General features: G+C 74.0%; 12 protein-coding genes. 8 read left to right on the top strand and 4 right to left on the bottom strand.

Features of this window, described 5'->3' with window-relative positions; genetic code table 11:
• The first annotated feature begins 253 nt into the window (after window positions 1-253).
• Window positions 254-1,237, top strand: a complete 984-nt coding sequence (locus tag ACFC09_RS12375; protein WP_376526316.1) for a helix-turn-helix transcriptional regulator — start codon at window positions 254-256, stop codon at window positions 1,235-1,237.
• A gap of 53 nt (window positions 1,238-1,290) precedes the next feature.
• Complete coding sequence (locus tag ACFC09_RS12370) at window positions 1,291-1,809, top strand: DUF4240 domain-containing protein (RefSeq protein ID WP_376526341.1); 519 nt, start codon at window positions 1,291-1,293, stop codon at window positions 1,807-1,809.
• 48 nt (window positions 1,810-1,857) lie between these two features.
• Here ACFC09_RS12370 and ACFC09_RS12365 read toward each other — a convergent pair whose 3' ends face one another.
• Entirely contained in the window at window positions 1,858-2,097 is a 240-nt protein-coding gene (locus ACFC09_RS12365; RefSeq protein WP_376526313.1) for a hypothetical protein, read from the bottom strand.
• Between the two features lie 161 nt (window positions 2,098-2,258).
• Complete coding sequence (locus ACFC09_RS12360) at window positions 2,259-3,080, bottom strand: peptidoglycan recognition protein (protein ID WP_376526310.1); 822 nt, start codon at window positions 3,078-3,080, stop codon at window positions 2,259-2,261.
• Between the two features lie 191 nt (window positions 3,081-3,271).
• Here ACFC09_RS12360 and ACFC09_RS12355 point away from each other — a divergent pair, with 191 nt between their 5' ends.
• Entirely contained in the window at window positions 3,272-4,456 is a 1,185-nt protein-coding gene (locus ACFC09_RS12355; RefSeq protein ID WP_376526307.1) for a MarP family serine protease, read from the top strand.
• 3 nt (window positions 4,457-4,459) lie between these two features.
• On the opposite strand, the gene ACFC09_RS12350 is transcribed toward ACFC09_RS12355, so the two are convergent.
• The gene (locus tag ACFC09_RS12350) at window positions 4,460-4,948 is read right to left on the bottom strand and encodes a GNAT family N-acetyltransferase (protein ID WP_376526304.1); all 489 of its coding nucleotides are present in this window, start codon (window positions 4,946-4,948) and stop codon (window positions 4,460-4,462) included.
• 118 nt (window positions 4,949-5,066) lie between these two features.
• On the opposite strand from ACFC09_RS12350, the gene ACFC09_RS12345 reads away from it, so the two are divergent.
• Window positions 5,067-5,960 (top strand): TIGR01777 family oxidoreductase, encoded by an 894-nt coding sequence (locus tag ACFC09_RS12345; RefSeq protein WP_376526301.1) that lies wholly within the window; start codon window positions 5,067-5,069, stop codon window positions 5,958-5,960.
• Between the two features lie 161 nt (window positions 5,961-6,121).
• Complete coding sequence (locus ACFC09_RS12340) at window positions 6,122-7,564, top strand: NAD(P)/FAD-dependent oxidoreductase (RefSeq protein WP_376526299.1); 1,443 nt, start codon at window positions 6,122-6,124, stop codon at window positions 7,562-7,564.
• Window positions 7,565-7,836: 272 nt separating this feature from the next.
• On the opposite strand, the gene ACFC09_RS12335 is transcribed toward ACFC09_RS12340, so the two are convergent.
• The gene (locus tag ACFC09_RS12335) at window positions 7,837-9,297 is read right to left on the bottom strand and encodes a regulator (RefSeq protein ID WP_376526297.1); all 1,461 of its coding nucleotides are present in this window, start codon (window positions 9,295-9,297) and stop codon (window positions 7,837-7,839) included.
• 237 nt (window positions 9,298-9,534) lie between these two features.
• On the opposite strand from ACFC09_RS12335, the gene lipB reads away from it, so the two are divergent.
• The 3 genes from lipB (at window position 9,535) to ACFC09_RS12320 (ending at window position 11,951) form a co-directional block, all read left to right on the top strand.
• A complete protein-coding gene (lipB, locus tag ACFC09_RS12330; protein ID WP_376526295.1) occupies window positions 9,535-10,347 on the top strand; it encodes a lipoyl(octanoyl) transferase LipB in 813 nt (270 codons plus the stop codon).
• Window positions 10,348-10,513: 166 nt separating this feature from the next.
• Window positions 10,514-11,479, top strand: coding sequence for a lipoyl synthase (lipA, locus tag ACFC09_RS12325; protein ID WP_376526293.1), 966 nt, complete (start codon window positions 10,514-10,516; stop codon window positions 11,477-11,479).
• 274 nt (window positions 11,480-11,753) lie between these two features.
• Window positions 11,754-11,951 (top strand): hypothetical protein, encoded by a 198-nt coding sequence (locus tag ACFC09_RS12320; protein WP_376526290.1) that lies wholly within the window; start codon window positions 11,754-11,756, stop codon window positions 11,949-11,951.
• The last annotated feature ends 28 nt before the right edge of the window (window positions 11,952-11,979 follow it).

Below are 11,979 nucleotides of genomic sequence, written 5' to 3'. Positions count from 1 at the left end.
GGGTGGTGCGGGGGGGGGGGTTGATGGCGCCCGGCGTGGGCTCGGGGGTGGGGCCGGGCGGGGGGTGGGGGGGGGGGGGGCGGGGGGGGGATCCGGCCCCGCCCCGCGCACCCCGTTCGAACACCGCGGCCCCGCACCCCGCCCCGTCCCCGTACCCCCGTGACGACCCCACCGCACCGGGGGCCGTCGCGGGGCCGCCGCACCAAAGGACCGGTGGCCGCCCGTTGTCAGAGGCGGGCGGCATCATGAGGGGATGCGTGCTGCCCGGCTGATCAAGATGGTGCTTCTGCTCCAGTCCCGTCCCTCCATGACCGCCGCCGAGCTGGCGCAGGAGCTGGAGGTGTCGGAGCGGACCATCACCCGCGACGCGCAGGCCCTCTCGGAGGCGGGCGTCCCGGTGTACGCGGACCGGGGGCGGGCCGGGGGGTACCGGCTGATCGGCGGGTACCGGACCCGGTTGACGGGGCTGGCGCGCGGCGAGGCCGAGGCGCTGTTCCTGAGCGGGGTGCCGGGGGCGCTGCGGGACATGGGGCTCGCGGACACGGCCTCGGCGGCGCGGCTGAAGGTGTCCGCCGCGCTGCTGCCCACCCTGCGGGACGCCCCGCAGACCGCCGCGCAGCGGTTCCACCTCGACGCGCCGGGCTGGTTCCGGGAGCCGGAGACGCCCGCGCTGCTGCCCGCGGTCGCGGAGGCGGTCTGGGACGACCGCTGTCTCACGGCCGGCTACCGCCGCGGCGAGACCGAGGTGGAGCGCGCCCTGGAGCCGTACGGGCTGGTGCTGAAGGCCGGCGCCTGGTACCTGTGCGCGCGGGTCCCGGACGCGGGGGTGTTCCGGACCTACCGGGTGGACCGGTTCACGGCCGCCCGCGCCGCCGGCCCCCGCTTCTTCCGCGACGAGGACTTCGACCTGCCCGGTTTCTGGGCGGCGCAGGCCGAGCGGTTCGCCCGGTCGATCCTGCGCGCCGAGGTCGTCGTACGACTGTCCGCCGAGGGCGTCAGGCGGCTCGGGTACGTCGTCGATCCGCTCGCCGCGCGCGAGGCACTGCGCACGGCGGGCGGGGCGGAGGCCGCGGACCCGGACGGCTGGGTGACCGCGACGCTGCCGGTCGAGTCGGAGGAGGTGGCGTACACGCAGCTCACCGCGCTCGGCCCGGAGGCCGAGGTGCTGGCGCCCGACACCCTGCGGAACCGGTTCGCGCGGGACGCCGCCCGGCTCGCCCGGCTGTACAGCGGTTGACGGCCCGCACTCCGCGTGCGTGGCGCCCGGACAGGCCCGATGCTTGACCCGTGATGGACGAGACGGAGTTCTGGGACCTGGTGGACGCCGCCCGCGAGACCGCCGAGGGCGACCCCGAGGAGCAGGCGGACCTGCTCGTGGAGCGCCTCGCCCAGCTCGACCCGGACGCGGTGCTGGACTTCGCCCGTCACTTCGAGGCCCGCTACAACCGCGCCTACCGCTGGGACCTGTGGGGCGCCGCCTGGGTGCTGCTGGACGGGGCCAGCGACGACGCCTTCGACTTCTTCCGGTGCTGGCTGATCGGTCAGGGCCGGGACGTCTTCGAGGGCGCCCTGCACGACCCGGACTCGCTGGCCGACCTGCTGGACGACTTCGACGAGGAGATCGACGGCGACGGCGAGGAGCTGGGCTACGCGGCGGACGAGGCGTACGAGCAGCTCACCGGCACCGTCGCCCCGGACCTCGGCCTGGCCCCCGCGCCCGCCGAACCGGAGGGCGAGCCGGTCGACTTCGAGAGCGAGCGGGCCCTCGCCGAACGCTATCCCAAGCTGTGGGAGCGGTTCCGGGGGTGAGGCCACGCCGACGGCGCGATGCCGGGGTGCGGCGCGGACGTCAGGGCGTCAGGCGGTGCCGCGCCCGCGGCCGGCGTTCGCGGGCAGGTGGCCCTGGGGCTGCTGGGCCCGTACCGCGTGGTGCAGCGGCGCCTTGTTGGCCCGGTCGAGAGCGGACGCGGTGGCGGCGGCCGGACCGAGGAGCACGGCGGCGACGGCACACAGGACCGTCCAGGACGCGCGGTCGAAGCGCCGGCCTCCGACGACCGTACCCCTTGCCGCCTCCCGCTCCCGACCTCCCACCCTCACCTCAGCCGTCCCTGCCGTCCCTGCCGTCCCTGCTGTCTCCGCCGTCTCCGTGCGGCTGCTGTGCATGCTCCCCACCTCCGGTCGGCTGCTGTGGTCCCGACCGTAGGGCGGGCGGCTTGGCGGGGGCTGCGCGGCTGCTGTGGCGCCGCTGTGAGCGGTGGTCACCGCCGCCCCTGGAGACGTGCCGCGACCTTCCTGATCTCGGGGAGCCGGGCGGTCAGGGCGGCGCCGGGGCAACTGGTGCGGTAGCCGGCGTCGTGGCCGGAGACGGCGGGCAGCGTGGCGGCGGCGCCGACCGGGTAACGGCTGAGGGCGTTGCTGGAGACGAGGCGGGCGGCGGAGCGCGGATCCACGCCGGACAGGCCCAGCTTCCAGGCGATCAGGGCGGCGATGGCGTCGGTCATCGCGCGGGGCACGACGGTGCCCCGGGTGAAGGTGCCGATGGCCGCGATGCCGGCGGTGCGGTGGTTGAAGCCCTGGGAGTGGGCGCCGATGACGGCGCGTTCGACGCCGCCCGCGCGGCCCTCGTAGATGGTGCCGCAACGGTCGACGAGGAAGTTGTATCCGATGTCGTCCCATTTGCGGGCGGTGGTCTGGCCCGCGTACACCCGGCGGATGACTTCCGGCGTGTCGGCGCAGCGGTAGGTGTTGGGCGAGTCAGTGTGGTGGACGAACACCGCGACCACCGCGTCGTCGTAGCGCGGGGGCGGCTGTGTCCTGCGCACGGTGGCGTTCAGCCAGGTGGAGCGCGGCAGGATGCGGGGCTGGGCCGCCCGGTACAGCGGCGCGCTGCGCGGCGCCGGCGGCTGGGCGTGCCGGGGTGGGGCCGGGTGGCTGTGCACGCCCCGGACCCACAGCAGCAGTGCTCCGGTGGCGGCGGCACCCGACAGGCTACCGATGAGCAGCAGAGCCGGTCCGAGCAGGCGGCGCCTGCCCCGTGGCCGTCTCCGCCGTTGTCTTCGCGATCTTCTGAAGGCCCACATGGGTCCCACTCTGGGTGTCTCCCGGCACGCCCGCGATGTGTGGTGTGCCACCCGGTGGAACCATCATCCCGGTCCGGGGCGTTTTTGTGGGTAACGCGCGCGTGGCGAGGTCCGGACCGGGACGTCCCGCGCGCGGCCGATCACCGGGACCGTCCCGCCCGTAATCAGGGGTACGAGAGAAAGGCGGCTCCGTGGACCTGCTCGATGTGCTGCTCGTACTGGTGACCCTCGCGTACGCCGGATCGGGGTACCGGCGGGGTCTGGTCGCCGGATGCGTCTCGCTGGCCGGTTTCGTGGGCGGCGCGGTCGTCGGCGTGTGGATCCTGCCGTGGGTGATGAACCTGGTCACCCGGGGGACGACCGCGGCGACGGTGACCGCCGTGCTGACGGTGCTGATCCCGGCGGCGGTGGGACACGAACTGGCCGGGCGGCTGGCGTTGCGGCTGCGCCGGGAGTTGGACCGGGGGCCGTTGCGGGTGGCCGACGGGCTGGGCGGGGCCGCGGCGAACACGGTCGCGGTGCTGATCGTGGCCTGGGTCGCGGCGAGCGTGCTGGGCGCCTCGTCGTCGCCGGTGGTGACGTCCGCGATCCGGAACTCCGCGCTGCTGGGCGCGGTGCAGAACGCGATGCCGGACACCACCCCCGCCTGGTTCTCGCGCGCCACGTCCGCGCTCACGGAGGCGGGCTTCCCACAGGTGTTCAACCCGTTCGAGAGCGACTCGACGGCCAATGTCGCCCGCCCGTCCGGCGACAACGTGACGGCCGCCGCCACGAACGCCGCGCGGCTGAGCACGGTGAAGATCGAGGGCTCCGCGGGCACGGAGGGCCGCGAGGGCAGCGGGTTCGTGTTCGCGCCGCAGCACGTGATGACCAACGCGCACGTGGTGGCGGGCATCGACGGCCCCAGCGTGCGGATCGGCGGCGTCGGGTCGGCGTACGCGTCCCGGGTGGTGCTGTTCGACCCGCAGCGGGACGTGGCGGTGCTGTACGTGCCGGGACTGCACGCGCCCACGCTGCGCTTCGACGACAGCGCGGCGCGCGGGGACTCGGCGGTGGTCGCGGGCTATCCGCAGGACGGCGGTCTGAACCTCCAGGCGGCCACGGTGGCGAACCGGGTGGCGGCGACGGGCCAGAACATCTACAACGACGCCACGGTCACCCGCGAGATCTACTCGATCCGTTCGACGGTGCGTCCCGGCAACTCCGGCGGCCCGCTGCTGACCACCGACGGCCGGGTGTTCGGTGTGGTGTTCGCCCGCTCGACCTCCGACAACGAGACGGGCTACGTCCTGACGGCGGACGAGGTGGCGGGCGACGCCGCGCGCGCCGCCACGGCGACGGCGGCGGTGGACACGGGGAGCCTGGTCACGTCGTGAGGCTCACAGGGAGCGCCCCATGAGCACGTCGTCGACGTACGCCCCGTCGAGGAGGAACTCCCCGGGCAGCACCCCTTCGACCGCGAACCCCTCGGACTCGTACAGCGCCCGGGCCGGGGCGTTGTGCCCGAGGACGCGCAGGGTGATGCGCCGGGCACCGCGCCGCCGCGCCTCGTCCTGCACCGCCCGCAGCAGCGCCCGGCCGACCCCGGCGCCGCGTGCCGAGTCGGCGACGGCGAGCCCCTGGATCTGGCGGACGTGCGCGTTGCAGGCCAGTTCGGTGGGGAGGGCGAGCCTGATGTAGCCGACGACGACGCCGTCGACCTCCGCAACGAGGTGGTCCCCGGGCCCGCAGCGCTCGGAGAAGAAGGGCCGGTAGGGCGGCTGCGGCCGGGGCTGCACCGCGTGCAGCGGCGACCAGGTCTCCCGGTCGAGCAGGCTCAGGGCCGCCTCGTCCTCGGGCCTGGCGAGGCGTATGTACGGGTCGGGCATGGCGGCAACTCTAGGACGGACGCGGGGAGCCCGGCGGGACGGGGTCCGCGAGCGCGGCGGGCCCGGGGATCCGGGGAGTCGTCCGGAGATCCGCCGGCTCGCCGGGCAGGATGAAGCCATGGAACGTTCGCGAATCGCGGTGGCCGGGGCGTCCGGCCTCATCGGCAGCGCTCTGGTGCGGTCCCTGACCGCGGACGGACACGAGGTGGTGCGGCTGGTCCGCCGGGCGCCCGACGGCCCGGGGGAGGTCCGCTGGGACCCGCAGCGGCAGCAGGTGGACGCGGCCGGGCTGGCCGGCTGTACCGCCGTGGTCAACCTGGCGGGCGCCGGGATCGGCGACCACCGCTGGACGGACGCCTACAAGCGGACGATCCGGGACAGCCGGGTGCTGGGCACGGCGGCGCTCGCGGAGGCCCTCACGACACTGGAGGAGCCACCTCGGGTGTTCGTGAACGGCAGCGCGATCGGCTACTACGGCGACACCGGGGACCGGGCGGTGGACGAGGCGGCGCCGCCGGGGGACGGTTTCCTGCCGTCCCTGTGCGTGGAGTGGGAGGAGGCGACGGCGCCCGCCCAGGAGGCCGGGATCCGGACCGTGTACGGCCGCACCGGACTGGTGGTGGCCCGCCGGGGCGGTGCCTTCGGGCGGCTGTTCCCGCTGTTCCGGGCCGGGCTCGGCGGACGGCTCGGGGACGGGCGGCAGTACTGGTCGTTCATCGCGCTGCACGACGTGGTCGCCGCGCTGCGTCACCTCCTCGACACCGAGGAGCTGTCGGGCCCGGTCAATCTGACCGCTCCGGAACCGGTGACGAACCGTGAGATCACCGCGGCGCTGGGCCGGGTGCTGCACCGGCCGACACTGTTCGCGGTGCCCGAGCCCGTGCTGCGGACGGCGCTGGGCGAGCTGGCCGGGGATGTGCTCGGCAGTCAACGGGTGGTGCCCAAGCGGCTGCTGGAGTCGGGTTTCACCTTTGCGTTCCCCGGGGCCGAGGACGCCGTCCGTGCTGCGTGACGGACTCGTGTGACCGTATGCGACCGTCGTGCGACCGTGCCCTGTTGATGCGCGACTGTCCTTGACCGATCACCGCCCTACCCTCGACCCGAACTCGGGTATCCCTGCAGCCTGTCGGGGCATCGGGCCCCACCGGCCGCGCAATGTCGAGGAGGGGCCTCGTGCTTGAGCCCGTGAACCAGGCGGACGTAGTCGTCGTGGGAGCCGGGATCGCCGGACTGTCGGCGGCCCATCGCCTCACCAGCGCAGGTGTGAGGACCGCGGTCCTGGAGGCCGCCCCTTGCGTCGGCGGCCGCATGTCGACGGAGAAGGTCGACGGCTTCCGGCTCGACCGGATCGGACAGCTCCTGTTCACCTCGTATCCCGAACTGCGGCTGACTCCGGGGCTCGACGCCCTCGTCCTGCGCACCTTCGCGCCGGGCGTGGTGCTGCACCACGACGGGCGCCTGCACCGCGTGGGCGCACCGGCGGGCGCGGGGAGCGCAAGGGGCGCACTCAACGCGGTACGCGCCCTGGCGGCCGCCCCCAGGGTCACAGGCATGCCCAGGACCACGGGCATGCCCAGGGCCACGGGGACGCCCAGGACCACCGCGGTGCCCCGGAGCACGGGCATACCCAGGGGCACGGGCGGGCCCGCCACCCGGCCCGGGGCCCGTGTCCTCGACATCGGCGCGCCGCTCCGGCTGCGCGCCCTGCTCGGCCGGTTGGCCACGACCCCCGTGGAGCGCCTGCTGGCCCGCCCCGAACTCCCCGCCGACCAGGCCCTCACCGCCCGCGGGACTCCCGCGCGTACGGTCGACGGCTTTCTGCGTCCGCTGCTGGCCGCCCTGCTGTGCGACCCGGAGCTGACCACGTCCAGCCGGTGCGCCGACCTCGCGCTGCGCTCGTTCGCGGGCGGCCGGATGTGTGTGCCGGAGGGCGGGGCCGAGGCGCTGCCGGAGCTGCTGGCCGCCGCGCTGCCACCGGGCACGGTGCACACCGGGGTGCGGGTCACGTCCGTCTCGACGACCTCGGTGACCACCGCGGAGCACGGCGAGATCCGCTGCCGGGCCGTGCTGCTGGCCACCGACGCGCGCGCCGCCGCCGAGTTGCTGCCCGGCCTGCGGGTGCCGGACTTCCACCCGGTGACCGTCGTCCACCACACCACGGACGAGCCCCCGGCGACCGGCGCCGCACTGCTGCTGGACGCCGACCGCGGCGGCCCGGTCGCGCACACCGCGGTGGTCAGCCGCGTCGACCCGAGCCGCGCGCCGGCGGGCCGCGCGCTGATCTCCTCGACGGTCCTGGGCACTCCCCCGGAGGGCGTCGACACCGCCGTACGCATGCACCTGTCCCGGCTCTACGGGACCTCGACCCACCGCTGGGAGACCCTTGCCGTGCACCACACCCCCGAGGCGGTGCCCGCGATGCGCCCCCCGCACGACCTGCGCCGCCCGGTCCGGCTGCTGGCGGGCCTGTACGTGTGCGGCGACCACCGCGACACCAGCACCGTCCAGGGCGCCCTGCACTCGGCCCACCGCGCCGCCTCAGCGATCCTGACAGACCTGGGCACAGGCTCGATGAACCGCGCAGAACCCCTACCAACCACACGAAAAGCAGCCTGACCCACCCCCGACAGAGCCACGAAAACCTACACACCCCCCACACCCAACCCGCACCCAACCACCCACCGATCCCCCCCCATAGGGGCGCGGGGAACTGCGCAACACCCCCCACCCACCCGCACCCAACCACCCACCGATCCCCCACGAGCCCCCACCCCACCCCCACCCACCCCCGAACCACCGCCGCCGGGCCGAAACGGGGGCCCGGTGGGCGGTGGGGCCGGAACGGGGGCCGACCCCCCACCCCGCCCCGCCCCCACCACCCCCACCGCTCAGCCAAGCGCAGCGACCTTGTCGCGATACCCCCGCACCGGCGCAGCATCCCGGTACGGCTCAAGCCGCCGCTCGAAGTCCCTGACGTACTCCAGCGCCCGCACGGACCGCATCTCCGTCGCCTGCCCCGCGGCCTCCGCACCCAGCGCACACGCCTGGTCGAGTTCGCCGAGGCCGAGGCGGGCGGTGGCGAGGACGACCCGGCAGAACAGCCGGCTGCGGGCGTACGCCGGGGCGCGCAGTTGCAGGGAGCGCTCGGCGTGCTGGGCGGCGGCCCGGTACTGCTGAAGGTCCCGGTGGCAGTGCCCGAACTCGTCGGCGAGCTGCGCCTCGTCGAAGAAGCGCGCCCAGTGCGGTACGTCGTCACCCGGCCGGGACGCCTCCAGGGCGCGCTCGGCCCGCACCAGTGCGCCGGTGCACGCCCGCACCTCGCCCAGCAGTCCGTGCGCACGCGCCTCAACGGAGTGCAGCAGGGCCTGCACGACGGGCGGGGCGCCGCTCCCGACCCCCTGCTGCGCCACCCGCGCCAGCTGGACGGCCTCCCGGCCGTGCCCGAGGTAGACGGCCTGCCGGCTCATGGTGACCAGGACGTAGGAGCCGTAGGCACGGTCCCCGGCCGCCTGGGCGAGCCGCAGCGCCTGCACGAAGTAGCGCTGGGCGAGTCCGTGTGCGGCGATGTCGTACGACGTCCAGCCGACGAGCCGGGTGAGGTCGGCGGCCGCGGCGAACAGCCGACGGCCGGTCTGCTCGCCGTACACGCCGCGCAGCATCGGCTCGCACTCGTGCTCCAGGTAGCGCACGAGCGCCTGCCGGGCATGGCCGCCGCCGTACTGGTCGTCGAGGACGCGGAACAGTTCGCCGACCGACCGCAGGGCGGCGATGTCACCGCCGGTGACCTTGTGGGCGGGTCCGCGGTCGGCCTGGCCACACAGCCGCGGCGGCAGGGGCAGCGCCCGCGTGGCGGCCCCGGGACGGCCCTGCGCGGGCACCCGGGCGACGGGCCCGCCGCGGGCCACCTTGTCGTCGGCCCGGCCGATCAGCCAGTCCCGGCTGGGCACCACGAGGCCCGCCGCGGTGAACGCGATCTTGCGCAGCTCGGCATGGCTGCCGGAGTCCTTGCGCCACAGCCCGCTGACGATGTCGACGGCCTCCTCGGGGCCTGCCGCGAACTCCAGCCCGGCGTACACGGGCGCGCAGGCGTCGAGGCCGAGGTCCTGGGCGGTGAGCCGGCGCCCGAGCCGGCGGGTGAAGACCTCGGCGATCAGCGCGGGCGTGGTGCCCCGCGGCTGCTGCCCCCGGAGCCATCTGGTCACGGAGGTCTTGTCGTATCTGAGGTCCAGTCCGTGTTCCAGACCGAGCTGGTCCACACGACGGGCCAGACCCGCGTTGGAGAACCCCGCTTCCGCGATGAGCGCGGCGAGCTGGCGGTTGGGAGTGCGCTGCGCGGGTCGTTCCGTCATGTGCGGTACGGTCTCCTGCCTCCCGGGCCGACTTGCCCGGATTGCCTGTGAGCAGCCCTTATGGCCTCATGGACGGCGCGAATGTAGCGGAGAGTGAGCAAGCGGTCGCAGATCTCGGCACTCATTCATCCGATCGTGTGAGGATTGGCCGCAGGGCTGACGCGTGGCGGCCGGACGTACAGTGACTTGGGCGCGTTACGCGCCTGACATTGCCAACGCCCTAGGGAGGCGCTTGCCGTGAGTGAGTTGCGGTTCGTCCGCATGGGATTCGGCGCGGACGCGGTCGAGTACCAGGAGGCATGGGACGAGCAGCGCCGGGTGCACGCGGCGCGGTTCGCCGGCGAGGTCCCGGACACCGTCCTGCTCCTTGAGCACCCCCCCGTCTACACGGCGGGCCGCCGCACCGAGGACAGCGAACGCCCGCTCGACGGCACCCCGGTCATCGACGTGGACCGCGGCGGCAAGATCACCTGGCACGGTCCGGGCCAGCTCGTCGGCTACCCGATCCAGCAGCTCCCGCGCCCGGTGGACGTCGTCGCGCACGTGCGGCGCCTGGAGGAGGCGCTGATCCGCACCTGTGCGGAGTACGGCCTGGAGACCACCCGGGTCGAGGGCCGCAGCGGGGTGTGGGTGCTCGGCGACCCGGTCGAGCGGCGCCCGGCGATCGGCGGGCTCACCCTCGACCTCGACCCGCGCCTGGGCGACGACGAGTTCGACCCGCGCCTGGGCGGCCCGGAGTACGCGCCGTCCAACGCCGGCCAGCGCCACGAGGACCGCAAGCTCGCGCAGATCGGGATCCGGGTCGCCAAGGGCGTCACGATGCACGGCTTCTCCTTCAACGTGAACCCCGACACCACCTGGTTCGACCGGATCATCCCGTGCGGCATCCGGGACGCGGGCGTCACCTCCCTCGCCGCCGAGGTGGGCCGCGACATCACGGTCGAGGACGTGCTGCCCACGGTGGAACGGCACCTGCGGGACGTCCTGGAGAACGCGGAGTTGAAGCCGCGGGAGATCGAGCGGAATCCGGCGGCACAGCCGGCGGCGTGACGCGTCGGCATAAAACCCCCCGCCCGACGCTTGACCACAGGGGCGGTTCCGGCCGGGGAAGGACCCGGCGGGCGGCAGCCGCCGGCGGGTCAGCACCACCGCCGGGCATTCAAATCAACGGGCGTACCCTGAAAGTCGCCGAAGAATCAATCGCTAGGAGCCGGTCGTGTCCGCAGTCGCACCAGACGGACGCAAGATGCTGCGCCTGGAGGTCCGCAACAGCCAGACCCCCATCGAGCGCAAGCCCGAGTGGATCAAGACCCGCGCGAAAATGGGCCCCGAGTACACGAAGATGCAGAACCTGGTCAAGAGCGAGGGTCTGCACACGGTCTGCCAGGAAGCCGGCTGCCCGAACATCTACGAGTGCTGGGAGGACCGCGAGGCGACCTTCCTCATCGGCGGCGACCAGTGCACCCGGCGCTGCGACTTCTGCCAGATCGACACCGGCAGGCCCGAGGCGCTGGACCGCGACGAGCCGCGCCGGGTGGGCGAGTCCGTGGTCACGATGGACCTGAACTACGCCACCATCACCGGTGTGGCCCGCGACGACCTGGCCGACGGCGGCGCCTGGCTCTACGCGGAGACCGTGCGCGAGATCCACCGGCAGACCGCGGACCGCGAGGGCGGCCGGACCAAGGTGGAGCTGCTGGCCCCCGACTTCAACGCCGTCCCCGAGCAGCTGGCGGAGGTCTTCTCGGCCCGGCCCGAGGTCTTCGCGCACAACGTCGAGACGGTGCCGCGGATCTTCAAGCGGATCCGCCCCGGCTTCCGCTACGAGCGCTCCCTGAAGGTCATCACAGAGGCCCGCGACTTCGGCCTGGTCACCAAGTCGAACCTGATCCTCGGCATGGGCGAGACCCGCGAGGAGGTCGGCGAGGCGCTGCGGCAGCTGCACGACGCGGGCTGCGAGCTGGTCACCATCACCCAGTACCTGCGCCCGTCCGTGCGCCACCACCCCGTGGAGCGCTGGGTCAAGCCGCAGGAGTTCGTCGAGCTGAAGGAGGAGGCCGAGCAGATCGGCTTCTCGGGCGTGATGTCCGGACCGCTGGTACGGTCCTCCTACCGTGCCGGGCGGCTGTACCGGATGGCCGTCGAGAAGCGCGGCGCGTTCGTCGCCGCCCAGGCCGTCTGACCGGCCGTCACTTCGCTTGCGCGGTAAGGGCCGAGGACTCGTATGAGTTCGCACACACCTCGTTACCCGCCAGTAGAGTCAGGATGAACCGCGGCCCCGGCCGTCCTCCCAGATGGGAGTGCGCGCGCCGGGGCCGCGTCACCGTTTCGGCCCCCGTATCCAGCCTTCATCGGTGTTTGACCGGTTGGTCACGCCCTGGTAACACCGAACAGTGACCTTGGATTCACACCACGTGCACCCGTTCCCGGAGCCGTTTCGAGGGGGGACCTCCACCATGCAGGCCGCGCCCGTTCGCGCCACCGCCATCCCGAGCTTCACCGGCGCGCTCCGCGCCGTCGAGTCTCTGCTCATGAGCGCCGGTCAGCGCACCGCCCGCCGCAACGCCTGGACCTCGGTCCTGGAGGACCGGCGCCGTGCCCAGGACCGGGTCGAGGCGGAGCGCGTCCTGGAGCGGGCCGCCACCCGCTCCTGACGCCCGGCCGCCCGGAACCGGCCGTCAA

Origin of the sequence: Streptomyces sp. NPDC056161, assembly GCF_042268025.1 — a bacterium.
Lineage (GTDB): Bacteria > Actinomycetota > Actinomycetes > Streptomycetales > Streptomycetaceae > Streptomyces.
This window is presented reverse-complemented; position numbering and strand designations above follow the sequence as displayed.

Bases quoted from the DNA above. Each gene is read 5' to 3' on its own strand.
- ACFC09_RS12370 (WP_376526341.1), top strand. From the start codon at position 1,291: ATGGACGAGACGGAGTTCTGGGACCTGGTGGACGCCGCCCGCGAGACC.
- ACFC09_RS12375 (WP_376526316.1), top strand. From the start codon at position 254: ATGCGTGCTGCCCGGCTGATCAAGATGGTGCTTCTGCTCCAGTCCCGT.
- ACFC09_RS12345 (WP_376526301.1), top strand. From the start codon at position 5,067: ATGGAACGTTCGCGAATCGCGGTGGCCGGGGCGTCCGGCCTCATCGGC.
- ACFC09_RS12335 (WP_376526297.1), bottom strand. From the start codon at position 9,297: ATGACGGAACGACCCGCGCAGCGCACTCCCAACCGCCAGCTCGCCGCG.
- ACFC09_RS12320 (WP_376526290.1), top strand. From the start codon at position 11,754: ATGCAGGCCGCGCCCGTTCGCGCCACCGCCATCCCGAGCTTCACCGGC.
- ACFC09_RS12360 (WP_376526310.1), bottom strand. From the start codon at position 3,080: ATGTGGGCCTTCAGAAGATCGCGAAGACAACGGCGGAGACGGCCACGG.
- ACFC09_RS12350 (WP_376526304.1), bottom strand. From the start codon at position 4,948: ATGCCCGACCCGTACATACGCCTCGCCAGGCCCGAGGACGAGGCGGCC.